Source organism: Enterobacter cloacae complex sp. P1B (assembly GCF_014982345.1).
Taxonomy (GTDB): domain Bacteria; phylum Pseudomonadota; class Gammaproteobacteria; order Enterobacterales; family Enterobacteriaceae; genus Enterobacter; species Enterobacter bugandensis.
On sequence record NZ_JADCLF010000002.1, the window covers coordinates 129,304 to 154,198 of the forward strand.

23 protein-coding genes, 1 tRNA gene and 1 pseudogene are annotated in these 24,895 nt (G+C 57.3%); 12 read left to right on the forward strand and 13 right to left on the reverse strand.

The features are described from left to right. Window positions 1-155: 155 nt before the first annotated feature. Window positions 156-2,540, forward strand: coding sequence for a beta-N-acetylhexosaminidase (locus tag INF77_RS01235; RefSeq protein ID WP_193532135.1), 2,385 nt, complete (start codon window positions 156-158; stop codon window positions 2,538-2,540). Window positions 2,541-2,625: 85 nt separating this feature from the next. Here the strand turns inward: INF77_RS01235 and gbpA are convergent, their stop codons facing one another. The 5 genes from gbpA to INF77_RS01260 all read right to left on the reverse strand — a co-directional run bounded on the left by gbpA (window position 2,626) and on the right by INF77_RS01260 (window position 6,222). After that, on the reverse strand, window positions 2,626-4,077 hold the full coding sequence (gene gbpA / locus INF77_RS01240; RefSeq protein ID WP_045259606.1) for an N-acetylglucosamine-binding protein GbpA: 1,452 nt from the start codon (window positions 4,075-4,077) through the stop codon (window positions 2,626-2,628). 139 nt (window positions 4,078-4,216) lie between these two features. After that, window positions 4,217-4,603: a 2-iminobutanoate/2-iminopropanoate deaminase gene (ridA, locus tag INF77_RS01245; protein WP_003863373.1), complete on the reverse strand. Its 387-nt coding sequence runs from the start codon at window positions 4,601-4,603 to the stop codon at window positions 4,217-4,219. Window positions 4,604-4,676: 73 nt separating this feature from the next. Continuing rightward, window positions 4,677-5,138, reverse strand: coding sequence for an aspartate carbamoyltransferase regulatory subunit (pyrI, locus tag INF77_RS01250; RefSeq protein ID WP_010427352.1), 462 nt, complete (start codon window positions 5,136-5,138; stop codon window positions 4,677-4,679). Between the two features lie 12 nt (window positions 5,139-5,150). Next, window positions 5,151-6,083, reverse strand: a complete 933-nt coding sequence (pyrB, locus tag INF77_RS01255) for an aspartate carbamoyltransferase (RefSeq protein WP_028015316.1) — start codon at window positions 6,081-6,083, stop codon at window positions 5,151-5,153. Window positions 6,084-6,117: 34 nt separating this feature from the next. Continuing rightward, entirely contained in the window at window positions 6,118-6,222 is a 105-nt protein-coding gene (locus tag INF77_RS01260; RefSeq protein WP_022646880.1) for a pyrBI operon leader peptide, read from the reverse strand. Here INF77_RS01260 and INF77_RS01265 point away from each other — a divergent pair. Further along, window positions 6,202-6,319 (forward strand): annotated as a pseudogene (locus INF77_RS01265) (hypothetical protein). The gene INF77_RS01260 and the pseudogene INF77_RS01265 sit on opposite strands and share 21 nt — an antisense overlap. A gap of 3 nt (window positions 6,320-6,322) precedes the next feature. Here INF77_RS01265 and INF77_RS01270 read toward each other — a convergent pair. The 5 genes from INF77_RS01270 to arcA form a co-directional block, all read right to left on the reverse strand. Further along, complete coding sequence (locus tag INF77_RS01270) at window positions 6,323-6,802, reverse strand: arginine repressor (RefSeq protein WP_028015317.1); 480 nt, start codon at window positions 6,800-6,802, stop codon at window positions 6,323-6,325. An 80-nt stretch (window positions 6,803-6,882) separates the two neighbouring features. Then, entirely contained in the window at window positions 6,883-8,286 is a 1,404-nt protein-coding gene (locus INF77_RS01275) for a YfcC family protein (RefSeq protein ID WP_045259604.1), read from the reverse strand. Between the two features lie 47 nt (window positions 8,287-8,333). Then, a complete protein-coding gene (argF, locus tag INF77_RS01280; protein ID WP_041911441.1) occupies window positions 8,334-9,338 on the reverse strand; it encodes an ornithine carbamoyltransferase in 1,005 nt (334 codons plus the stop codon). 26 nt (window positions 9,339-9,364) lie between these two features. Continuing rightward, window positions 9,365-10,276 (reverse strand): carbamate kinase, encoded by a 912-nt coding sequence (arcC, locus tag INF77_RS01285; protein ID WP_193532136.1) that lies wholly within the window; start codon window positions 10,274-10,276, stop codon window positions 9,365-9,367. Window positions 10,277-10,285: 9 nt separating this feature from the next. Further along, the gene (gene arcA, locus INF77_RS01290) at window positions 10,286-11,506 is read right to left on the reverse strand and encodes an arginine deiminase (protein ID WP_193066872.1); all 1,221 of its coding nucleotides are present in this window, start codon (window positions 11,504-11,506) and stop codon (window positions 10,286-10,288) included. 675 nt (window positions 11,507-12,181) lie between these two features. Here arcA and INF77_RS01295 point away from each other — a divergent pair. The 5 genes from INF77_RS01295 to INF77_RS01315 all read left to right on the forward strand — a co-directional run bounded on the left by INF77_RS01295 (window position 12,182) and on the right by INF77_RS01315 (window position 18,959). Further along, window positions 12,182-12,634, forward strand: coding sequence for a YhcH/YjgK/YiaL family protein (locus INF77_RS01295; RefSeq protein WP_028015322.1), 453 nt, complete (start codon window positions 12,182-12,184; stop codon window positions 12,632-12,634). 202 nt (window positions 12,635-12,836) lie between these two features. Beyond that, window positions 12,837-13,745, forward strand: a complete 909-nt coding sequence (gene yagE, locus INF77_RS01300) for a 2-keto-3-deoxygluconate aldolase (protein WP_193532137.1) — start codon at window positions 12,837-12,839, stop codon at window positions 13,743-13,745. A gap of 14 nt (window positions 13,746-13,759) precedes the next feature. Beyond that, window positions 13,760-15,727, forward strand: coding sequence for a xylonate dehydratase YagF (gene yagF, locus INF77_RS01305; protein WP_193532138.1), 1,968 nt, complete (start codon window positions 13,760-13,762; stop codon window positions 15,725-15,727). Window positions 15,728-15,954: 227 nt separating this feature from the next. Beyond that, the gene (locus INF77_RS01310) at window positions 15,955-17,337 is read left to right on the forward strand and encodes an MFS transporter (RefSeq protein ID WP_193532139.1); all 1,383 of its coding nucleotides are present in this window, start codon (window positions 15,955-15,957) and stop codon (window positions 17,335-17,337) included. An 11-nt stretch (window positions 17,338-17,348) separates the two neighbouring features. Next, entirely contained in the window at window positions 17,349-18,959 is a 1,611-nt protein-coding gene (locus INF77_RS01315; RefSeq protein WP_193532140.1) for a glycoside hydrolase family 43 protein, read from the forward strand. Here the strand turns inward: INF77_RS01315 and xynR are convergent. The 3 genes from xynR to INF77_RS23160 form a co-directional block, all read right to left on the reverse strand. Next, window positions 18,944-19,705 (reverse strand): DNA-binding transcriptional repressor XynR, encoded by a 762-nt coding sequence (xynR, locus tag INF77_RS01320; RefSeq protein ID WP_100170992.1) that lies wholly within the window; start codon window positions 19,703-19,705, stop codon window positions 18,944-18,946. The genes INF77_RS01315 and xynR overlap by 16 nt on opposite strands. Before the next feature lie 180 nt (window positions 19,706-19,885). Further along, the gene (gene argF, locus INF77_RS01325) at window positions 19,886-20,890 is read right to left on the reverse strand and encodes an ornithine carbamoyltransferase (RefSeq protein ID WP_023299201.1); all 1,005 of its coding nucleotides are present in this window, start codon (window positions 20,888-20,890) and stop codon (window positions 19,886-19,888) included. Next, window positions 20,860-20,955, reverse strand: a complete 96-nt coding sequence (locus INF77_RS23160) for a hypothetical protein (protein ID WP_213014347.1) — start codon at window positions 20,953-20,955, stop codon at window positions 20,860-20,862. The genes argF (INF77_RS01325) and INF77_RS23160 overlap by 31 nt, the downstream gene beginning before the upstream one ends. Window positions 20,956-21,054: 99 nt before the next feature. On the opposite strand from INF77_RS23160, the gene rraB reads away from it, so the two are divergent. From rraB to INF77_RS01350, 5 genes are all read left to right on the forward strand, one after another. Further along, the gene (rraB, locus tag INF77_RS01330; protein WP_003862940.1) at window positions 21,055-21,480 is read left to right on the forward strand and encodes a ribonuclease E inhibitor RraB; all 426 of its coding nucleotides are present in this window, start codon (window positions 21,055-21,057) and stop codon (window positions 21,478-21,480) included. A gap of 47 nt (window positions 21,481-21,527) precedes the next feature. Further along, window positions 21,528-22,286 carry a tRNA isopentenyl-2-thiomethyl-A-37 hydroxylase MiaE gene (gene miaE / locus INF77_RS01335; RefSeq protein WP_193532141.1) on the forward strand — a complete coding sequence of 253 codons (759 nt, stop codon included), beginning with the start codon at window positions 21,528-21,530 and terminating at the stop codon, window positions 22,284-22,286. A gap of 30 nt (window positions 22,287-22,316) precedes the next feature. Then, window positions 22,317-23,039 (forward strand): topoisomerase II, encoded by a 723-nt coding sequence (locus tag INF77_RS01340; protein WP_193532142.1) that lies wholly within the window; start codon window positions 22,317-22,319, stop codon window positions 23,037-23,039. 106 nt (window positions 23,040-23,145) lie between these two features. After that, window positions 23,146-23,230 (forward strand) — tRNA-Leu (locus INF77_RS01345). Window positions 23,231-23,329: 99 nt separating this feature from the next. Continuing rightward, window positions 23,330-24,895 (forward strand): DUF262 domain-containing protein (locus tag INF77_RS01350; RefSeq protein WP_227415154.1); only part of this gene is annotated, 1,566 nt, incomplete at its 3' end.

Consider the following 24,895-nt stretch of genomic DNA (forward strand, 5'->3'; position numbering starts at 1 on the left):
GTAGGCCGGGTAAGGCGAAGCCGCCACCCGGCATCTGGCTTTCCTCCCAAATTCAACAACCTGTGATCTCCGTCGGCGCATTCGCTTGACGACAATTTGTACGCATGTTAACAGAATGTTTTGCCTGTATTTGGCCCGTCAGATAAGGAACATTCATGTTACGGTACAGTCTCTTAACCGCCGGGCTTATGCTCGGCGCCTCCGCTTTTGCCGCGCCGGCAGGCGATCTTCCCCTGATGCCCTGGCCTGCGAAGGTTGAACGCCCGACGACGCAGGGCGCGCTGGTGCTTAACAATCAACTCTCCGTGAGCGTCAGCGGCGACGATCTGGGGGACGCGGTCAACCGCCTGCGCCAGCGCATTGCGCTGCAAACCGGCTGGACGCTACAGCCACAGGCCGAAAAACCTGACAAGCCGACCATCCGTATCGCCATCGCTAAAAAGGTGAAGCCGCAGCCGCTGCCGGACAGCGATGAGAGCTACAAACTCATAGTGGATGCCAACGGCGTGAACATCTCCGCTAACACCCGCTTTGGCGCATTGCGCGCAATGGAAACCTTGCTCCAGTTGATGCAGAACGGTGCCGAAAACACCTCGATTCCGTGGGTCACCATCGAAGATTCGCCGCGCTTCCCGTGGCGTGGGCTGCTGCTCGATTCGGCGCGCCATTTCATCCCGTTACCCGATATCAAGCGTCAGATCGACGGCATGGCTGCGGCCAAGCTCAACGTCCTGCACTGGCATCTGACTGACGATCAGGGCTGGCGCTTTACCTCGAAGCGTTATCCAAAATTAACCCAGCTTGCCAGCGACGGGCTGTTCTACACCCCTGAGCAGATGCGCGAGATTGTGCGTTACGCTGCCGAACGCGGCATACGCGTGGTGCCGGAAATCGATATGCCGGGCCACGCCTCAGCGATTGCCGTCGCCTATCCAGAACTGATGAGCGCGCCGGGGCCGTACGCTATGGAGCGCCACTGGGGCGTGCTGAAGCCGGTGCTGGATCCCACCAAAGAGGCGACCTACACCTTTGCCGACGCGATGGTCAGCGAACTGGCGGCGATCTTCCCCGATCCGTATCTGCATATCGGCGGCGATGAGGTGGACGACAGCCAGTGGAAGGCAAACGCGGCGATCCAGAGATTTATGCGCGACAACAAACTGGCGGACAGCCACGCGCTGCAGGCGTATTTCAACCGCAAGCTGGAGTCGATCCTTGAGAAGCACCACCGGCAGATGGTCGGCTGGGATGAGATCTACCATCCCGATCTGCCGAAAAGCATTCTGATCCAGTCCTGGCAGGGACAAGACGCGCTGGGGCAGGTGGCGCAGAACGGCTATAAGGGCATTCTTTCAACCGGCTTCTACCTCGACCAGCCCCAGTCCACCGCCTATCACTACCGCAACGAAATTGTGCCGCAGGGGCTGAATGGCGTGGACGTGATAGCGGACACCGACAGCGTCCAGAGCTGGGCTTTCTCCATGCCGCGCCTGAAGGGCAAGCCTGTGGAAGGCAGCTTTACGCTGGTGAAAGGCGACGCCGGGTGGCGCGGTTTTATTGATTTTGCCGGGAAATCGCGTCGGGCGGTGAATAACATTCAGTGGCGCGACGACAACCAGGTGACCTTTACCGTCGACACCTGGATGGGTGAAACGCGCCCGGTGGTCAACGTTGATAACGACAAACTCACCGGCTATTTCCTGGTGGGAAACACCCGCTACCCGATTAGCGGCGCGCGTCTGGACGACGTGCCGATAGGTACCCCTCCGGTCGTGCCGGACGTGGCGAATCAGGCCAACCTGCTCGGCGGCGAAGCCGCGCTGTGGGCGGAAAACGTGGTCGCGCCGGTGCTGGACATCCGCCTGTGGCCGCGCGCCTTTGCGGTGGCGGAGCGGCTGTGGTCCGCGCAGGACGTCAACGACGTCGATAATATGTATACCCGCCTGCAGGCGATGGACAGCTGGTCGACGGTGTCCGTCGGGCTGCAGCAGCATACCCAGCAGCAGGTGCAGTTCACGCGCCTCGCTAACAATGCCGACACCCTGCCGCTGCAAATCCTCGCCCAGGCGCTCGAGCCGGCCCAGTATTACACCCGCCAGCACCTGAAGTTCCAGGCCGGAAACTACCATCAGTTTGAGCCGCTTAACAGACTTGCAGATGCGTTGAACGCCGAAAGCGCCACCGTGCGCCAGATGCACAAGTGGGCGGACCGCCTGGTGAGCGACGCGGAAGACACGGAGAGCGCCGAGGCGCTGCGCCACGTCTTTAACCGCTGGCAGAACAACACCAGCGACGTGCTGGCCTTGAGCGAAAACAGCTATCAGCTGAAGGCCATTAAGCCGGTCATTCTGGAGGTGGATAAGCTGGCCTCGATTGGCCTGAGGCTGACGGATCTGGTGGCGCGTCAGGGGACGCTGGACGACAAAGAGATCGCGTCGATCCAGAGCGAGCTGGACAGCGCGGCGAAGGTGCAGGATGAGGTGGTGATTGCGGCGGTCTATCCGCTGGAGACGCTGCTACGCGCCACGCGAAATCAGTAACACGCATGCCCGGTGGCGCTGCGCTTGCCGGGCCTGCGTGGTGTGTAGGCCCGGCAAACGAAGTGCCGCCGGGCGTAAAGGCCACTCAGTTCTTCAGAACCCACGCCTCTTTCCAGTGTGCGCCAACGCCTGGCTCATACTGGTTTGCGGTTGGGCTGTACTGCACGCAGAAGCCGCTGTACGGGAAAGGCTTACATTCGTAGGTCTTACCGTCTTTAGGCTGAAGCACCACGGTACCTGCCTTGTACGACGCGATATTGTCCGGGAAGGTAAAGTCGTGGTGGCCGGTGCTATCCGCAGCGGCATCGCCTTCCAGCATCAGGTTCAGGACGTCCTGCGCGAACAGGGTGCCGTCTTTATTGGTCGCGTAGTATTTCAGCATGTGGTGACCGGCGGTCACGTCGGTCAGGGTCATGGTGACGTCCTGATTGCTGTTGTTCATGTCCTGCTTCAGGTAGCCTTTTTCCGCACCGTGGTGGTTCATCACGTGTGCTTCAAAATTCACGTCACCCTGCGTATTCACGTGGAAGGTCACGGTCGCGTTGCCATGTTCGATTTTGCTGTATTGCAGATCGGTAACGGCAATGGTCTCATTCACCTGCGCTTTTTGCTCTTCATAAGAGATAGCAACGGACTGCAGCGTGCTGCCGTCTTTCACGAATACGCTGTTGGCGCCGTGAACCGGGCTGATGTCACCGGCTTCATCCTTCACGCCGACGCGCACGTCGTGCTGCGCGGTGTTGATCTTCTGCGCCAGATCGTAGGACCACTGGTTAGCGTCGCCTTGTTCAGCAGAGCCGATGGTCATCTCGGTGCGCATGGCGGTCACTTCGCCGTGGGCGTCGAAGAAGCGTGCGATAACTTTATCGCCCACGTTCAGGTTATTACCGGCAATCTGGCCGCTCAGGGTTTTGCTCCACTCGGACACAACCGCAGGTGTTTCGTCCGGGGTAACGTTGCCGCCATTCCCGAAATCAACGTCGATAGCCTGATAGAAGCTGTTTGTGGTATCTGCAATTTCCCATACGCCGTAAATTACCTGATAACCTGTGCGTTCAGGAACATTACAGGTCATGGATTTAGTTACGGCTGGCGCCTGGCTATTTCCGTTAATTGTACAGAACGGGGTTAATTCAAACTGATCGCGAGTTAGCGGTTTATTTGGGTCCCAGTTTTGTTTGGTAATGTAATAACGCCAGTTGGTAGTTTTGTGCGGCGCAGTATGGTGCCAGACAAATTCATGCGGGCCCGCGGTCATCGGGTTTTTAGTCCACGCATTCAGGCTCTGCTTATCCAGTTGAGAATATTGAGAGATACCCGCGCTGGCGAGGTGTCCGTCTGCTGGCTCTGCCCCGGTCGGGAAGCCGGAGGTTTTCTCTACGCTCTGCGGTTCATACTGTACGGAGCCGCAATCAATATTTTGACCCAGCTTACACATATAGGCGCGGCTGGCAGGAGATTCAATATATCCGTGAGCAAATGCCGAAGATGCAACGGTCACTGTTGCGAGGGCAAGTGCAATTTTTGAAAGTTTCATTACTCATCCATTATTAGAGAATATTACTAGGCGAGGGAGAGTCTAATAATGGATCTGGCTCTGTGTCATTTTACCCGGAGAGTAAAAATAACCGAAATAAAAAAGGCAGCCCGAGCTGCCTTCTGTTTATTGAAATGTATTAACGACGTACGGCGATCGCTTCAATTTCAATTTTCACGTCTTTTGGCAGACGCGCCACTTCCACGCAGGAGCGCGCCGGGAAGGTGGCGTTGTGCTCGGTGAAGAACGCTTCATACGTAGCGTTAACGGTGGCGAAGTCGTTCAGATCTTTCACGAACACCGTCGTTTTGACGATATCACCCACTTTCAGGCCCGCAGATTCAACGATAGCCTGCACGTTTTCCAGCGACTGACGCGCCTGCGCCGCCACGTCGGCCGGTACTTCACCGGTTTTCGGGTTTACCGGGATCTGGCCAGAGGTGATGATCATGCTGCCCAGATCAACGCCCTGAACGTATGGGCCGATAGCCGCTGGTGCATTTTCCGTCGCGAGTACTTTGCTCATTTTTTCTCCAGAATTACAGCGTTAAGAATGTTCCCGGCCATTATAACAGCCGGGATTTCATTACCAACCTCAATTAGTTGGCTAGCACCACATAATGGGAAAACTCTTTTTCGCAGTATTTGCATTTGAGCGCGATGTCGTTGGCGCGCTTTTTCACTGCAAAGCTGGACGAAACCGGCTCGGCGTGGCTGATGCAGTTGCTGTTCGGGCAGACCAGCACGCTTTCGATGCGCTCCGGCAGGCTCGGGCGGGATTTGCCCACCACGTCGTAATCGTCGATGCGGTTAACCGTGGCGTCCGGCGCGTACAGCGACAGCTGGTTGACCTGCTCGTCGGTCAGGAAGGTGTTCTCGATCTTGATCAGATCTTTACGGCCCATTTCGCCGGACGGCAGGTTCAGGCCGATGGTGATGCGCTGGTCGGTTTCGGTCAGTTTGAACAGCGTCAGCAGCTTAAAGCCCACCTGCGCAGGGATGTGGTCAATCACGGTGCCACGCTTGATGGCTTCAACCTGGAGTTTGTTATCGTGTGTCATGGTCGTCTCCCCTTACAGAGCTAATTCGCGATTCAGAACCAGTGCCAGTAACGCCTGGCGAGCGAAGATGCCATTCCCGGCCTGCTGGAAGTACCAGGCGTGCGGCGTTTTATCCACGTCGGTGGCAATCTCATCGATGCGCGGCAGCGGGTGCAGCACCTTCATGTTGTCGCGCGCGCCGTCGAGGTCGCTGGCGCGCAGCACGAACTGCGCCTTCACGTTGGCGTATTCGGACGGATCCAGACGCTCTTTCTGCACGCGGGTCATATAGAGAATATCCACGTTGCCCACCACCTCTTCGATGCTGGCGTGCAGGCTCCACGTAATGCCTTTCTCGTCCAGCATGTCGAGGATGTACTGCGGCATCGCCAGCGCGTCCGGGGCGATGAAGAAGAAGCGGTTGCCGCTAAATTTCGCCAGCGCCTGGGTCAGGGAGTGGACGGTGCGGCCGTACTTCAGGTCGCCGACCATGGCGATGTTCAGGTTTTCAAGCGTGCCCTGGGTCTCCTGAATGGTGAACAGGTCCAGCAGGGTCTGCGTCGGATGCTGGTTGGCGCCGTCACCGGCGTTCAGCACCGGAATGCCGCCGGAAAACTCGGTCGCCAGACGCGCCGCGCCCTCCTGCGGGTGGCGCATCACAATCGCGTCCACGTAGGTGCTGATCACTGAAATGGTATCCGCCAGGGTTTCGCCTTTTTTGCCCAGCGACGTGTTGCTGCTGTCCGAGAAGCCCACCACGCTCGCGCCCAGGCGGTGCATGGAGGTTTCAAAGGAGAGGCGGGTGCGCGTCGAGGCTTCAAAGAAACAGCTCGCGATCACCTTGTGCTTCAGCAGCTCCGGCTGCGGATTGGCCTTCAGTTTTGCCGCGGTTTCCAGAACCAGTTCCAGCTCTTCGCGGCTGAGGTCGTTTATGGAAATGATGTGTTTTTGATAAAGCGGATTCATGTTTATCTCCTGACGCCGGGCAAAAAAAAGCCCCTCAAATGAGGGGCTCTGGGAATAGGTTTAGCAACGGGAAGAAAAACGGCAGGCCAGCGTCTGATTTCAGACGCGGTAAGACGTTATGTCGTACACGCTTGACCATGCTTCCTCCCGGCAAATTGTCGGGCATTATACGCAGCTCGTTTTTGGGATCAAGCGATTTAATGCACGCTTTACTCAATGCAAACGGTTCTTTATGAATATTAATGCATTCTGAGTAAATAATTAATTTGCTTATGCACCAGCGCGGTACGCTTCACCACCCGGGGCGCGACCCAGACAATACTGCTTCCCGCCACCACGCCTAAAATTTCCGGTAACTGGTGATAATCCAGAATACGCGCCACCGCGCGGCCATATCCGGCAACGGTATGAATAAGGATAAATTCGCTATTGTGCTCCACGCTCACCACCATTTCGGAGACGGTACGCGCGGCGTCGGGGGCAGGGCGCAGCTGGGGATTCAGCGAATAAATCTTTAGCCCTTTGGCATTGCGAATTTTTATGACGCCAAGCAGCTTGAGCAGACGTGAAACGGTGGACTGGCTGATGGTCTCAAAACCCCGCTCCTGCAAGTCGCGGCGGATCTCTTCCTGAGAGAGATAGCTCTTTTCCGCGATCAGACGCTGGCAGACCGTTAGCTGTAGTTGCTCTTTGGGAGAGTACTCTTCGTAATCCATCATAGTTCCCATATCAGTTCCCGAAATAACCGGTGGCACCGCACCGATCCGTAGGCCGGATAAGCGCAGCGCCATCCGGCAAATCACAACAACGCGCCCAGGCTTAACGCCACCATAATCACCACCGTCAAAATCCCCAGCAGCGGCGCGACCCATTTCAGATAACGCACGTAGGGCACGCGGGCGATAGCCAGCCCGCCCATCACGACGGCAGAGGTGGGGGTGATAAGGTTAACGATGCCGGACGCCGACTGGTAAGCCGTAACCACCAGGTCGCGGTTGACGTTAGCGAAATCGGCAAGGGGCGCCATGATCGGCATCGTCAGAACGGCCAGGCCGGACGAAGAAGGCACAAGAAACGACAGCACCACCTCCAGCCAGTACATCACGTTAATGAACGCCACCGTCGACAATCCGGTGACCATCCCCTCGGCGCTGTGCAAAATGGTGTGGGTAATCATGCCCTTATCCATAATCACTACGATACCGCGCGCGATGCCGATAATCAGCGCGACGCCCAGCAAATCTCGCGCGCCGTTGATAAACGTCGACGTCAGCTCCTCTTCGCTCATGCGGGCGATAAGCCCAACGATAATGGCGCTGGCGAGGAACACCGCCGAGATCTCCGCCATCCACCAGCCCAGCACCGCCACGCCGTAGATCATCACCGCGAAAGCGAGGGCGAAAATCACCAGGATGAGTTTGCGCACCGGGGTAAATTCCAGCGACTGCTCGCCCTTGTTGCCGAGGAAGTGGGCGAGGTTCTCCTCCTGTTTATCCGCCACGATCGACAGCGACGGATCTTTGCGCACCTTACGGGCATAGCGCATCACCCACGCCACGCAGATGATCCAGCCGATGACCAGCAGCGCGATGCGCAGCATGATCCCATTGGTGAAGGGGATCCCGGCGGCGTTGGCGGCGATCACCGTCGCGAACGGGTTAATGGTGGACCCGAGCGTGCCGATCCCCGCCCCGAGCAGTACGGTGGACGCGGCAACCACCGGATCGAACCGCGCCGCCAGCATCACCGGCACCAGTAAGGTATAGAAGGGCAGCGACTCTTCGGCCATGCCGTAAATCGTGCCGCCTGCGGCAAACAGCGCCATCAGGATCGGGATCATCCACTCTTCGCGCCCGCGCAGCTTAGTGGTGACGCGCTCGATCCCGGCGTCAATCGCTCCGGTTTTGGTGACGATCCCGAGAAATCCCCCGATGATCAGGATAAACAGCGCGACGTCGATCGCCCCGGCCTGGCCGGACTCCGGATCGTACAGTCCGGCAATCGGGGCCATCAGCACCGACACCAGCCCCTGCGGGTGCGATGCCACGTGCGCATAGGTGCCGGCAACCGGCACCTCTTTGCCGAGCGCCTCGTTCATCGCCATATGGTACTGCCCGGCCGGAACAATCCACGTCAGCACGGCAACCACGGCAATCAGAAAAAAGAGAATGGTGTAAGCGGAGGGAAACTTGAACTTGCCCATGATGTTCTCCTGAAACCCGGCGCACCCCGCGGCGCGCCGGGCGGTGATTAGTCGCCGAGTGTCGCCACCATGACCGCCTTAATGGTGTGCATGCGGTTTTCTGCTTCGTCAAAGACGATGGAGTTCGGTGATTCAAAGACCTCTTCCGTCACCTCCAGCCCCTTCAGGCCGTACGCCATCTCGATCTCGCGGCCCACTTTGGTGTGCTCGTTGTGGAACGCGGGCAGGCAGTGCATGAACTTGACGTTCGGGTTGCCGGTGGCCTTCATCACGTCCGCGTTGATTTGATACGGCTTCATCAGGCTGACGCGCTCGGCCCAGGCCTCCTTCGGCTCTCCCATGGAGACCCACACGTCGGTGTAGAGGAAATCGGTGCCGTGCACGCCTTCTTCCACATCGTCGGTGAGGGTGATGCGCGCGCCCGTTTCTTTGGCGATGGCGCGGCACTGCTCAACCAGCCCGGCTTCCGGCCAGAAGGATTTCGGTGCCACGAGACGGATATCCATCCCCATCTTGGCCGCGCCGACCATCAGGGAGTTGCCCATGTTATTCCGCGCGTCGCCCAGGTAGGCAAAGCTCAGCTCCGGCAGGGTTTTGCCCGGGGAGTGCTCCAGCATGGTCATCAGGTCGGCGAGGATTTGCGTCGGGTGGAACTCGTCGGTCAGGCCGTTCCACACCGGCACGCCCGCGTACTCGCCCAGCTCCTCGACGATGGCCTGGCCGTAGCCACGGTACTCGATGCCGTCATACATGCGGCCCAGCACGCGGGCGGTGTCTTTCATCGACTCTTTATGGCCGATCTGCGACCCGCTTGGGCCGAGGTAGGTGACCTGCGCGCCCTGGTCAAACGCGCCCACTTCGAAGGCGCAGCGGGTGCGGGTGGAGGTTTTTTCAAAGATCAGGGCGATGTTTTTCCCGACCAGCGTCTGCTTTTCGCGCCCGGCCTTTTTGGCCGCCTTGAGCTCGATGGCGAGGTCGATCAGGTACTGAATTTCCGCCGGAGTGTAGTCCAGCAGTTTGAGGAAGTTGCGGTTTTTCAGGTTGATGGTCATGGCTAAATCCTTTTTAAAATGAGTGATCAGTTACGAATCAGCGTGCCTTTCTCGCCCGCCAGGATCTCCGCGCCGTCGGCCAGCGCGCCGATCCCGGCAATGCCGTTGCAGGTCTCAACAAACTCGCGGCAGGCGGCGACCTTCGGCCCCATCGATCCGGCGTCGAACGGCATGTCTTTAAGCAGTTCCGGCGTCACCTGCGCCAGCGGGCGCTGGGTCGGCTTGCCCCAGTCGAGGTACACCGCGTCGGCATCGGTGAGGATCAGCAGGGCGTCGGCCTCGATCTGGCGCGCCAGCAGGGCGGCGGAGAGGTCTTTGTCGATCACCGCCTCAACGCCGCGATAGCCGTTGGCGTTTTCCACTACCGGCACGCCGCCGCCGCCGTTGCAGATGACCAGGTGGTCACGCTGGATCAGCGCCGTGATGGCGTCGCTCTCAACGATGCGTTTGGGCTGCGGAGAGGGCACCACGCGGCGGAAATAGGTGCCGTCGGCCCTGAACGTCCAGCCTTTTTCTGCGGCCAGCGCTTTCGCCTGCGCTTCGCTGTACACCGGACCGATGTACTTGGCCGGGTTGCTAAAGGCCGGATCGGCGGCGTCCACTTCCACCTGGGTGAGCAGGACGCTCACCTCACGCTGAGGCAGGCTGTTTTTCAGCGCCTGCTGGAGCATGTAGCCGATCATCCCCTGGCTTTCCGCGCCGAGAACGTCCAGCGGGTAGGGCGTCACTTTGTCGTAGGCGCTGTTCTGCAGCGCCAGCAGCCCGACCTGCGGCCCGTTGCCGTGCACCAGCACCACGCGCCACTGTTCTGTTAATCCGGCGATGATGCGGGCGGCCTGCTCGATGTTCTGGCGCTGGATATCCGCTTCCAGCGGCTCGCCGCGCTTGAGCAGCGCGTTGCCGCCCAAGGCCACAACCAGAGTGGGTTTTCGTTCCATGATGGCTCCTTAAATTCCGTCGCGTTCCAGTGGGCAGCTCATGCAGCGCGCGCCGCCGCGACCGCGTCCCAGTTCGTCGCCGGGGATCGGCAGCACGGTGATGCCCGCTTTGTCGTACTTCTCGTTGGTCCAGACGTTGCGCTCGTAGCCGATCACTACGCCCGGGCGGATGGTCAGAACGTTGTTGGCGTCGTTCCACTGCTCGCGTTCGGCTTCAAAGGCGTCGCCGCCGGTGGTGATCAGGCGGACCTGGTTAATGCCGAGGGCTTTCTCAATGGCGTGCAGCAGGTCGGTTTCCTGCGTGCGCAGCAGGCCGCCGCGTCCGTCCGGCGTGAGCGTCCAGCACTGGGCGTCTTTGCGCACCACTTCCGGATAGACGGAGAAAGTGTCCACGTCGATGTGGGTCATCACCGTGTCGAGGTGCATGCAGGAGCGATGTTTGGGCAGCTCAACGGCAATCACGCGTTCGGCCTGACGGTGTTTAAACAGGCTGTTGGCGAGGAACTCCACGCCCTGCGGCGTTGTGCGCTCGGACATGCCGATCAATACCGCCCCGCGGCCAATCACCAGTACGTCGCCGCCTTCTAAGGTGGCGTGGTCGTAATTAATATTCTCGTCGCCGAAATACTTAATAAAATCGCCGTCGGCAAATGCCGAGTGCCAGCGATATATCGCGCGCAGATTATTGGTTTCACGCTGGCGGGCGGGTTTCGCCATCGGGTTAATGGACACGCCGTTATAAATCCAGCAGGAGGTATCGCGGGTAAATAAATGGTTCGGCAGCGGCTTCATAATAAAATCATTCGCCGTGTGGGTATCCACTACCATATTTTTAATGGCTGCCGGAATTTCGCCGTAGGTTAATCCCCCGCTTAATCGCCGCGCCAGTTCGCGGTGCGGCATATCCGCCAGCCAGCCGCGCACGTCGCCGGCAAAGGTTGGCCCGAGGCGATAGTCGGAAATTTGTGTTTCAAGAAGCCAGGCTTTCGCTTCTGCGATATCAAGGGTTTGCGTGAGCAGGTCGGTCAACAGCAGGACTTCCACACCCTGCTCGCGCAGCGTGTTTGCGAAGATGTCATGCTCTTCACCCGCCCGTTCAACCGACAGTACATCATCAAATAACAGCTCCTGACAGTTTGAGGGCGTTAACCGCTTCAGGCTTAAATTAGGGCGGTGCAGCATAACGCTACGCAATTGACCAATTTCAGAACCGACGTAATGCTTTTCCATAATTATTCCTTTAACTGTTTTTCAGAATAAAAAGGGCATGCGCCATGTGGTGTGTTTAATTACATGGCGGCTAAGCTCAATTGATTTCGTGATTTATAGTAGGCAGTTAAATAATCCGTAATGTGATATTGCTCACGCGAAAATGGATATTAACGAGTTTTTTTTCATTTGCATGATTCGCATCAGATAATGATTAATTTCATATTATTGGGAGTTGAATAGCTAAGCAGGATCCGGTGGCATTATTTGAGGTTGTTATTATTTTGTAGAATTATACATTTTGTAATTATTAGTTATCCATTTGATTTTAAACGATTAAATAAAATGGAAGGAATGGCTATGCAATAATGACAATTAACTATTTTTGACTTAAGGAAAATCCATAAATAATTATGGGCTTATAACGGAAATTATCAAAGTCGTAAAATGTGATACGGCAGCGGGTTTTGTTATTAAGCTCTTTATTTCAGTGGTTTATGTGAGAGCCTTAGTGTGCGCGAAATGAGGTTATGCATAACCTCTGCATAATTGCCTGGGCAGGGTTAACAGCAAATTAACATCTTTCCCGATAAACATGCGCTCGCGCAAGCCTCGTCCAAAAAGGGCTGGTATGGCAGCCTGGATTCTCGTATAAAAGATAAAAATGAAACATTGTTTTATATTGAGGATTGAAACATGATTATCGGCAACATCCACCATCTGCAGTCCTGGCTGCCTGACGCGCTGCGCCAGGCCATTGAGCACGTTAAAGCCCACGTCACCGACGCCACGCCGCTCGGCAAGCATGACATCAACGGCAACAGCCTGTTTTATCTGGTGTCAGAAGACATGACCCAGCCGTTCGCCGAGCGCCGCGCCGAGTACCACGCGCGCTATCTGGATATCCAGATTGTGCTGAAGGGCCAGGAAGGGATGACGTTCAGCACCCTGCCGCACGGCACGCCGGACACCGATTGGCTGGCGGATAAAGACATCGCGTTCCTGCCGGAAGGCGAGCAGGAGAAAACCGTGGTGCTGAGTGAAGGGGATTTTGTGGTGTTCTGGCCGGGTGAAGTGCATAAGCCGCTGTGCGCGGTGGGGGAGCCTGCTAAGGTCAGAAAAGTGGTTGTTAAAATGCTGGTGGAGTAATTTCCCCTCACCCCAGCCCTCTCCCACAGGGAGAGGGCTGGGGCACCAGACCGCACCCACGCATAATGTGATCCAGCTTAAACTTCCCGCACTCCCTCCTCATCTCCCATTTACCTCCCCTTTTTCTGCGTCATAGTATGATCGTTAAATTAATGAACGATGTTCTATAATGTAGAACAAAATGATTCAACAAGGAGATCTCATGCCGCATTCCGCGTTGTTCACGGGAATCATTCCCCCTGTCTCCACCATTTTTACCGCCGACGGCCAGCTTGATGAGCAGGGCACCGCCGCGCTGATCGACGATCTGATCGCTGCGGGCGTTGACGGCCTGTTCTTCCTGGGCAGCGGCGGCGAGTTCTCCCAGCTCAGCGCCGAAGAGCGTAAAACCATTGCCCGCTTTGCCATCGATCATGTCGATCGTCGTGTGCCGGTGCTGATCGGCACCGGCGGCACCAACGCCCGGGAAACCATTGAACTCAGCCAGCACGCGCAGCAGGCGGGCGCGGACGGCATCGTGGTGATCAACCCCTACTACTGGAAGGTGTCGGAAGCAAACCTGATCCGCTATTTCGAGCAGGTAGCCGACAGCGTCACCCTGCCGGTGATGCTCTATAACTTCCCGGCGCTGACCGGGCAGGATCTGACTCCGGCGCTGGTGAAAACCCTCGCCGATTCGCGCAGCAATATTATCGGCATCAAAGACACCATCGACTCCGTCGCCCACCTGCGCAGCATGATCCTCACCGTTAAAGCTGCTCATCCGCACTTCACCGTGCTGTGCGGCTACGACGATCATCTGTTTAATACCCTGCTGCTCGGCGGCGACGGGGCGATTTCGGCGAGCGGCAACTTTGCTCCGCAGGTATCGGTGAATCTTCTGAAAGCCTGGCGGGATAAAGACGTGGCGAAAGCGGCTGAGTATCATCAGACCCTGCTGCAAATCCCGCAGATGTATCAGCTGGATACGCCGTTTGTGAACGTCATTAAAGAGGCGATCGTGCTTTGTGGTCGTCCTGTCTCCACGCACGTGCTGCCGCCCGCCACGCCGCTGGACGAGCCGCGTAAGGCGCAGCTGAAAACCCTGCTGCAACAGCTCAAGCTCTGCTGAGCCGGACGATAACGATGACCATTGAGAAAATTTTCACCCCACAGGACGATGCGTTTTATGCGGTGATCACCCACGCGGCGGGGCCGCAGGGCGCGCTGCCGCTGACCCCGCAGATGCTGATGGAATCCCCCAGCGGCAACCTGTTCGGCATGACGCAGAACGCCGGGATGGGCTGGGACGCCAACAAGCTGACCGGCAAAGAGGTGCTGATCATCGGCACCCAGGGCGGTATTCGCGCCGGGGACGGACGCCCGGTTGCGCTGGGCTACCACACCGGACACTGGGAAATCGGCATGCAGATGCAGGCGGCGGCGAAGGAGATCACCCGCAACGGCGGGATCCCGTTTGCGGCCTTCGTCAGCGATCCGTGCGACGGGCGCTCGCAGGGCACGTACGGCATGTTCGACTCTCTGCCGTACCGCAACGACGCGGCGATCGTGTTTCGCCGTCTGATCCGCTCCCTGCCCACGCGCCGGGCGGTGATCGGCGTGGCCACCTGCGATAAAGGGCTACCCGCCACCATGATCGCGCTGGCCTCCATGCACGATCTGCCGACCATTCTGGTGCCGGGCGGGGCGACGCTGCCGCCGACCGTGGGGGAAGATGCGGGCAAGGTGCAGACCATCGGCGCGCGCTTTGCCAACCACGAGCTCTCCTTGCAGGAGGCCGCCGAGCTCGGCTGTCGCGCCTGCGCGTCGCCGGGCGGCGGGTGTCAGTTCCTCGGCACGGCGGGCACCTCGCAGGTGGTGGCGGAAGCGCTGGGGCTGGCGCTGCCGCACTCCGCGCTGGCGCCGTCCGGGCAGGCGGTGTGGCTGGAGATCGCCCGCCAGTCGGCGCGGGCGGTGAGCGAGCTGGATAACCGCGGCATCACCACGCGCGATATCCTCACCGATAAAGCCATCGAAAACGCCATGGTGATCCACGCGGCGTTCGGCGGTTCCACGAACTTACTGCTGCACATCCCGGCCATCGCCCACGCGGCGGGCTGCACTATTCCGGACGTAGAGCACTGGACGCGCGTCAACCGTAAGGTGCCGCGCCTGGTGAGCGTGCTGCCCAATGGACCGGACTACCACCCGACCGTACGCGCGTTCCTCGCGGGCGGCGTGCCGGAAGTGATGCTCCACCTGCGCGATCTCGGCCTGCTGCATCTGGACGCCATGACCGTCACCGGCCAGACGGTGGGCGAGAACCTCGACTGGTGGCAGACGTCCGAGCGCCGTAAGCGCTTCCGCCAGTGCCTGCTAGAGCAGGACGGCGTGGAGCCGGATGACGTGATCCTCCCGCCGGAGAAGGCCAGAGCGAAAGGGCTGACCTCGACGGTCTGCTTCCCGACGGGCAACATCGCGCCGGAAGGTTCGGTAATCAAGGCCACGGCGATCGACCCGTCGGTGGTGGATGACGATGGCGTTTACCGCCACACCGGCCGGGTGCGAGTGTTTGTCTCGGAAGCGCAGGCCATCAAGGCCATCAAGCGGGAAGAGATTGCGCAGGGCGATATCATGGTGGTGATCGGCGGCGGGCCGTCCGGCACCGGCATGGAAGAGACCTACCAGCTCACTTCCGCGCTGAAGCATATCTCGTGGGGCAAGACGGTGTCGTTAATCACCGATGCGCGCTTCTCGGGCGTATCGACGGGCGCCTGTTTCGGCCACGTGTCGCCGGAGGCGCTGGCGGGCGGGCCGATTGGCAAGCTGCGCGACAACGACATCATCGAGATTGCCGTCGACCGACTGACCCTCACGGGCAGCGTGAACTTTATCGGCACCGCGGATAACCCGCTGACGCCGGAGGAGGGCGCGTGCGAGCTGGCTCGGCGGCAGACGCACCCGGACCTGCACGCCCACGACTTTTTGCCGGACGATACCCGGCTGTGGGCGGCATTGCAGTCGGTGAGCGGCGGCACCTGGAAAGGCTGTATTTATGACACCGATAAAATTGTTGAGGTAATTAACGCCGGTAAAAAAGCGCTCGGCATTTAATTATTTTTCACGCGATTATCGTCTACGGAATATATTCCGTGGGCGGTTTTTTACGCATCTGTAATTTGTTAATATAAACAATACCTTGTGATATATCGTTGGCGTCACAAAAGCAAAATAACGTAATTCAGAAATAAGATATGACCATTGCTGGTTAATTGAACAGCTCATTACACTCCATTAACACGATGTTGTAATTCAGCACACTAAATAAGGGTGTAATTCTGATGACGCAATTAACCATGAAAGACAAAATTGGCTACGGGCTGGGTGACACCGCCTGCGGCTTTGTCTGGCAGGCTACCATGTTCCTGCTGGCCTATTTCTACACCGACGTGTTTGGTCTCTCCGCGGGCATTATGGGCACGCTGTTTTTAGTCTCCCGCGTGCTCGACGCCGTGACCGACCCGCTGATGGGGCTGCTGGTAGACCGCACCCGCACACGGCACGGTCAGTTCCGCCCGTTCCTGCTGTGGGGCGCCATCCCGTTTGGCATCGTCTGCATGCTGACCTTCTACACGCCGGACTTCTCCGCGCAGGGCAAAATCATCTACGCCTGCGCGACCTACATTCTCCTGACCCTGGTTTACACCTTCGTTAACGTCCCGTACTGCGCCATGCCGGGGGTGATCACCGCCGACCCGAAAGAGCGCCACGCCCTTCAGTCCTGGCGTTTCTTCCTCGCCGCGGCGGGATCGCTCGCCATCAGCGGCATCGCGCTGCCGCTGGTCAGCATCATCGGCAAGGGGGATGAGCAGGTGGGCTATTTCGGCGCCATGTGCGTGCTGGGGCTGACCGGCGTGGTGCTCCTCTACGTCTGCTTCTTCACCACCAAAGAGCGCTACACCTTTGAGGTGCTGCCGGGCTCGTCGGTGGCGAAAGATCTCAGGCTGCTGCTCGGCAACGGCCAGTGGCGCATCATGTGCGCGTTCAAGATGATGGCGACCTGCTCCAACGTGGTGCGCGGCGGGGCGACGCTCTACTTCGTGAAATACGTGATGGATCATCCGGAGATGGCGACCCAGTTCTTACTTTACGGCAGCCTCGCCACCATGTTCGGCTCGCTCTGCTCCTCCCGCCTGCTGGGCCGCTTCGACCGCGTCATCGCCTTTAAGTGGATCATCGTCGCTTACTCGCTCATTAGCCTGCTGATTTTCTTTACGCCAGCAGAGCATATTGCCCTGATTTTCGCCCTCAACATCCTGTTCCTGTTCGTCTTTAACACCACCACGCCGCTACAGTGGCTGATGGCCTCCGACGTGGTGGATTATGAGGAGAGCCGCAGCGGGCGTCGCCTCGACGGGCTGGTGTTCTCCACCTATCTGTTCAGCCTGAAGATTGGCCTGGCGATTGGCGGGGCGGTGGTGGGCTGGATCCTGGCCTGGGTGAACTACTCCGCCAGCAGCAGCGTGCAGCCGGTTGAGGTGCTCACCACCATCAAAATTTTGTTCTGCGTGGTGCCGGTGGTGCTCTACGCGGGCATGTTCATCATGCTGTCGTTCTACAAGCTCACCGACGACCGCGTGGAGGCCATCAGCCAGCAGCTGATCAAACACCGCGCGGCGCAGGGCGAGGCCGTACCCGACGCCGCGACAGCCGCATCCCATTAACCGGAGGCAACATGGAAATTACTAACCCGATCCTGACCGGCTTCAACCCGGACCCGTCTCTCTGCCGTCAGGGCGAGGACTACTACATCGCCACCTCGACCTTTGAGTGGTTCCCGGGCGTGCGCATCTACCACTCCCGCGACCTGAAAAACTGGTCGCTGGTCAGCACGCCGCTGGACCGCGTGTCGATGCTGGACATGAAGGGCAACCCGGACTCCGGCGGTATCTGGGCGCCTTGCCTGAGCTACGCCGACGGCAAGTTCTGGCTGCTCTATACCGACGTGAAGATTGTCGACTCACCGTGGAAAAATGGCCGCAACTTCCTCGTCACCGCGCAGTCCATTGAGGGGCCGTGGAGCGAGCCGATCCCGATGGGCAACGGTGGGTTCGATCCGTCCCTGTTCCACGACGACGATGGCCGCAAATACTACCTCTACCGTCCGTGGGGGCCGCGTCACCACAGCAACCCGCACAACACCATTGTGATGCAGGAGTTTGACCCGCAGACCGGCACGCTCTCGCCCGAGCGCAAAACGCTGTTTACCGGCACGCCGCTCTGCTACACCGAAGGGGCGCATCTTTATCGCCACGCGGGCTGGTACTACCTGATGGTTGCCGAAGGCGGCACCAGCTACGAGCACGCGGTCGTGGTACTGCGTTCCAAAAATATCGACGGGCCGTACGAGCTGCACCCGGACGTAACGATGATGACCAGCTGGCACCTGCCGGAGAACCCGCTGCAAAAGAGCGGCCACGGCTCGCTGCTGCAGACCCACACCGGAGAATGGTATATGGCCTACCTCACCAGCCGCCCGCTGCGCCTGCCCGGCGTGCCGCTGCTGGCCTCCGGCGGGCGCGGCTACTGCCCGCTGGGGCGCGAGACCGGCATCGCCCGCATTGCGTGGCGCGACGGCTGGCCGTACGTGGAAGGCGGCAAACACGCGCAGCTGACCGTGCCCGGCCCACAGGTGGCGGAGCAGCCCGCAGCCGCTCAGGGTAACTGGCGGGAGGATTTCGACGGCAGTACGCTTGACCCGGAGCTGCAGACCCTGCGCATTCCGTTCGACGACACCCTCGGCTCGCTCACCGCCCGCCCGGGTTACTTACGGCTCTACGGCAACGACTCGCTCAACTCGACCTTTACCCAGTCGACCGTGGCGCGCCGCTGGCAGCACTTCACCTTCCGGGCCGAGACGCGGATGCAGTTCTCACCGGTTCACTTCCAGCAGAGCGCGGGGCTGACCTGCTACTACAACAGCAAAAACTGGAGCTACTGCTTTATGGATTACGAGGAGGGTCAGGGGAGAACCATCAAGGTGATCCAGCTCGACCACAACGTGCCGTCGTGGCCGCTGCACGAGCAGCCCATTCCGGTGCCGGAACATGCGGAGAGCGTCTGGCTGCGGGTGGACGTGGATACGCTGGTCTACCGCTACAGCTACTCGTTCGACGGCGAGACGTGGCACGCCGTGCCGGTGACCTATGAAGCGTGGAAGCTGTCGGATGACTACATCGGAGGGCGCGGCTTCTTTACCGGCGCGTTTGTGGGGCTGCACTGCGAGGACATCAGCGGTGACGGCTGTCACGCGGACTTCGACTACTTCACCTACGAGCCGGTATAGCCCAGCGCACGTGAGAGCTCGAGCCCGGCCTGCTGAAGCTCCTCGCGGAAGCGGGCCAGCTCGGCGTCATCCACGCGGGAGGTCAGCGTCGACAGGCTCAGGGCGGCAATCACGCGGGATTCGTGGTTCCACACCGGCACCGCCACGCAGCGCACGCCCTGCTCGTTCTCTTCGCTGTCCAGGGCATAGCCCTGCTCGCGGGTCTGCGCCAGGGCGGTCATTAACGCTTCGCGGGAGGCGAGGGTCGCGGGTGTAAAGGTGGTGTACTGATAGCCCTCCAGCAGGGCGTTCAGCTCGGCCTCGCCCAGCCAGGCAATCAACACCTTGCCGATGGCGGTGGCGTGCACCGGCAGGCGGCGGCCGATACGCGAATAGGCGATGGCGGCCAGCTTGCCTTCAATCTTCTCGATATAGACCCCTTCACGCCCGTCCAGGATCCCCAGATGGGTGGTCTGCCCGGTACGCTGGGACAGCTCCGTCAGCCAGCCTTTCGCCTTCTGGCGAATATCGATGGAGCCCACGACAAAATGACCGCGCTCGACCAGCTTCATGCCGAGGCGATATTTGCCGTTCTCCGGGTTCTGATCGATATAGCCGTGAAGCTGCAGGGTTTTCAGCAGCGAGTGGAGGGTACTCTTGCTCAGCCCCATCAGTTTGCTGATGTCGGTGATCTTAAGCTCGGTGGCCTGCTCGTTGAACAGGTCGAGGATCTGCAACGCACGTTCAACAGACTGAATAATCGGCATAATGCTGGCATGTCCACGCTGGAATGAAGGCGAAAACGTACCTTTTTCGGGGTGAAAAATCAATGAAGGGGAGTCGGTTTGCCCGGCGGCGCTTCGCTTGCACGGGCCTACGGGGTGGGTGTTCTCCCTCTCCCTGTGGGAGAGGGCCGGGGTGAGGGCACCAGACCGCAGAGGACCCAATCACTCCCCAAGCGTCGCCACCATCACCGCCTTAATCGTATGCATCCGGTTTTCAGCCTGATCGAACACGATGCTCGCCGCCGACTCAAACACCTCGTCCGTCACCTCCATCCCGCCGTGCAGGTCGAACTCCTTCGCCATCTGCTTGCCGAGCGTGGTCTGGTCGTCATGGAACGCGGGCAGACAGTGCAGGAACTTCACGTTCGGATTGCCGGTCAGCGCCATCATCTGCGCGTTCACCTGATACCCCCGCAGCAGCGCAATCCGCTCCGCCCACTTCTCTTTGGCTTCGCCCATCGACACCCAGACGTCGGTATAGATAAAGTCCGCGCCCTTCACGCCCGCCGCCACGTCTTCCGTCAGGGTGATTTTGCCGCCGTGCTTCTCCGCCAGCGCGCTGCACTCCGCCACCAGGCTCTCTTCCGGCCAGCAGGCCTTCGGGGCCACCAGGCGCAGATCCAGCCCGGTCAGCGCCGCCGCTTCTAGCATCGAGTTGCCCATGTTGTTGCGCGCGTCGCCCGCGTAGACCAGCGTCATCTCGTTAAACGCCTTGCCCGGCAGGTGTTCCTGCATGGTCAGCAGGTCCGCCAGCAGCTGCGTCGGGTGAAACTCGTTGGTCAGCCCGTTCCACACTGGCACGCCCGCATACTGCGCCAGCGTTTCGACGACTTCCTGGCCGTGGCCGCGATACTGAATGCCGTCGTACATCCGCCCGAGCACGCGCGCGGTGTCCTTAATTGATTCTTTATGCCCAATCTGGCTGCCGCTCGGCCCTAAATACGTGACGCGTGCGCCCTGATCAAATGCGGCAACTTCGAAAGAGCAACGTGTACGGGTCGAGTCTTTTTCGAAGATGAGCGCGATGTTTTTACCTGTAAGCTTCTGTACTTCCTTGCCATTTTTCTTATCGGCTTTGAGCTGTGCGGCAAGGGTCAGCAGAGAAGTGAACTGTGCAGGGGTAAAGTCGAGCAATTTCAGAAAGTGTTTCTTGTACAGATCAGACATTTTATCCTCACATGGCGAACGCCACTTATTGAATTAAAATTCACTTTATATGTGTAATTATTCATTTGCAACCCCGTTTCACAAATCTTTCCAACAAAGGTGGAGGCAAACCCGTCCGTGTGTGAAAATAGAAGTATCTGCCGCACTTTAAAGAGGATTGAGCCATGGCAAACCCGGAATTACTGGAAGAGCAACGCGAAGAGACGCGTCTGATTATTGAAGAACTGCTGGAAGACGGTAGCGATCCGGACGCGCTGTACACCATCGAGCACCATTTCTCTGCGGATGATTTCGACGCGCTGGAAAAAATGGCCGTAGAAGCCTTCAAGCTGGGTTACGAAGTGACCGAGCCGGAAGAGCTGGAAGTGGAAGAGGGCGACACCGTCATTTGCTGCGACATCCTGAGCGAAGGCGCGCTGAAGGCGGAGCTGATCGACGCGCAGGTAGAACAGCTGATGAACCTGGCCGAGAAGTTTGAGGTGGAATACGACGGCTGGGGAACCTACTTCGAAGATCCGAACGGTGAAGACGGCGAAGAAGGCGACGACGAAGATTACGTCGACGAAGACGACGACGGCGTGCGTCACTAAGTGATTCAGGCGGTGGCGCGCGCCACCGCTTTTTTCAAGGCAGAACCATGGATTACCCGCAGATACTCGCCCCCGTACTCAACTTCCTCCTGTGCCCGACCCCGCAAGCATGGATTGATAAAGCCCGCGACCCGGCAAACCTGTCGCTGCTGCTCACCGACCACATGGTGTGCGAGCTCAAGGCCGCCCAGACCGCGCTGCTGCTGGTGCGCAAATACGTCGCCGACGAAAGCGGTGCCGACGCGCTGCTTGATTGGCTCAAGCCCTACGAACAGTTCACCTTCCGCGACGGTCCGGAGCCGGACTTCATCGCCCTGCACAAGCAGATTGGCAAAAGCGTAATGCCCAAAACCGACGACCCGTGGGGCCAGGCGCTCATCGACAGCATGGTGCTGCTGATCAAAGAGGAGCTGCACCACTTCTGGCAGGTGCGCGAGGCGATGCTGGCGCGCGACATTCCGTACGTCAAAATCACCGCCAGCCGCTACGCCAAAGGGATGCTGAAGGAAGTGCGCACTCACGAACCCCTGACGCTGATCGACAAGCTCATCTGCGGTGCCTACATCGAAGCCCGCTCCTGCGAACGCTTCGCCGCGCTGGCCCCGTTCCTCGACGACGATTTGCAGAAGTTTTATCTCTCGCTGCTGCGCTCGGAAGCGCGCCACTACCAGGATTACCTGACGCTGGCCCAGCAGGTAAGCGACGACGATATCTCACCGCGCATACAGCATTTTGGCGAAATTGAAGCCACACTTATCTCGACACCGGACCACGAGTTTCGCTTCCACAGCGGCGTGCCGGTGTAAACCGGCATAACGCAAGGATAAGGATGCGAGATGAAAAAAACGTGGATCAGTACGGTCATTGTTGTTGTCGCGGCTGCCGCCGTGGCGTTCTGGGTCTTCTTCGACAGGCAGCGCGCTCCGGAAGCGCAAATTGATACCGCCCTCAACGCGATGCCCGCCTGGCAGGTGATCAAGGAGCAGGAGCCTGTGCTGCATCAGCGCATCCTCGACCAGATGGCCGCCCTGCAAAAGGCCGGCGAGCCGGAGCAGCACATTATCGACACCATCCAGCCGCAGATTCTGCATCTGCAGATGACGCGCCTGCAAAACGCCCCGGACGCCAACGTGGTGAACTACATGACCATCAACATGGAGCAGACCGCCGCCATCCAGAAGGTGAGCGACGACGCCTGCTTCCGCTTCCTCTACCCGATGGTGAAGGGCGGCATCAACCCGATGCGCATGCTGGATAAAGACCTGATGACCCGGCGCATGCAGGCCGACGCCGACATGATGCGCGCGGCCTACGGCAAAAATCGCCACACCGTGACCCAGGCCGAACGCGAGGCGGCTGTAGAGGATGTCCGACCGATTATGAAGGCGCTTGCCGATAAGTACGGCGAGGACATCCAGCTGTTGCAGATGCCGGAGAAGGCGGCGGGCAAAGAGAAGCTCTCCTGCGATATGGTGCAGGCGATGTGGGCGAAGGTGCTGGCGCTGCCGGAGCAAAAGGCGGCGGGGGTGATTCGTCTGGCGGTGTCTGAGCTGGAGTGACAAAGGGCGCTGTTTTTTTGGGCACTTAGCGCGGGTTTAGCGCGTCGTCGCTTGCATGGCGGCGCGCGACAGGTATAATCCACAACGTTTCCGCATCCCCTTCAGTGCCGAAGTGGCGAAATCGGTAGACGCAGTTGATTCAAAATCAACCGTAGAAATACGTGCCGGTTCGAGTCCGGCCTTCGGCACCAATCTCTCGCATAAAATTGTACAGCTCATTGCATTTGAGTGAACTAACTTATATCTTCTTGTAAAATTCCCCCTGAAATCTGCAAGGACTCTCTGTGACGATGATAAGTCTTGAAACTATGTTCGGTGGTAGGACATATGTAATACCTAAAAATCAACGTGGTTACAGCTGGACATCAAAAGAAATCAACGATCTCTTCAGTGATCTCGAATTGATGGGAGATAAGTCACATTATCTTGGGACTGTAATATGTACACGTGATGTTAGCTTCATTGATGGCATATCAAGAAGACCAACATTTAAGTATATTCTAGAGGATGGTCAGCAGAGACTAACAACTTTCTTAATTTTGATTAATGAAATCAGGAAACAATTTCTTGAGATGGATGGCAAGGAAACATTAGATACAGAGTATTTGATGAATCTAATTAAATATAAGAATGGTGATACTGGTGTTGAAAATATAAGAATCGAGAATGAAAACATTCTTTTACAGGAATGTTTAAGTCATTATATTCTTGGTAAGCCAGCGTTATCCCCTGAAAAAACACCTCCCATGAGATGTATTGAAAATGCACAATTGTTCATACGTGGTAAAATTAAAGACATTGTAATTAGGGAGAAGCTGGTTGAGCTAAAAAATAAAGTTTGTAACCAGGTTCAATTAATTGATGTAGACTTAGCTGATGCTAGAGTTGATAGGTATTTGACTTTCGATGCTATTAATTCAAGAGGTTTGCCTCTTACAGAGTTTGATAAAATTAAAAATTTTTGCATTCTTATATGCGAAAAAAGAGGTCTCGATTGCTCACCTGAGGATAAGTGGTATACTGCAATAAGTAATCTCGAAAAATTTCAAGTTAGTAGCCGTACCAATGAAAATGCATTTATTGCAGAACTCTATTCAATTTATCATTGTGTTAATGTCCCTACCAATGATGTGCATGATCATTTTGTTAAAGAATACCGTTTGTTATTAGAAGGGAACAATCCGCAAATAGAAATACTCTTTAAAGGATTCATTGACTACTGGGTTCAGTATTCTGAAGCATATGGCTTTATCAACTCTCGAAATAAAAATAAATATTATGGTAATCTCTGCTCAACTGAAGCAGGAAGATGGCTAGATTCTTTAGATAATCTTGGCTTACAAGGTGTTACTAAAAGAGTTATCACGGCTTCATATTTACTTAATTATAAATTCTCTGAAGATTTTGAGAAAATTTGTCGTTTATGTGAAATTTATACTTTTAGAATGCATGCTTTATGTCGCTTCCGAGTAGATAAAAACTCTAAAAATATTCTTGAGTTAGCTAATCAAATCCTTAGAAATGGGCGTGGTTATGAATATGTTACGTCTAAAATCGGAGGGTTGCTTGAAGAAAATGGCACCTTAAAAGATAGTATTGAAAAACTTGCTTCTGGAGAACTTAATTATAATTCATGGCGAAATAACTTATATTATTTTTTATATGAATATGAATTAAGTAAATGTTCTAAAAATGTTAAGCCTTTACCATGGGCTAATGCAGATGAAAAGAAAAAAGACTCTATGGAGCATATTTTACCGCAAAATAGTCGTGATGCAGGCTGGTGGCAGCAGCATTGGCCAGATCAACTTATTGCCGATAAGTTTTACAATAGGTTAGGGAATATTGTATTAACT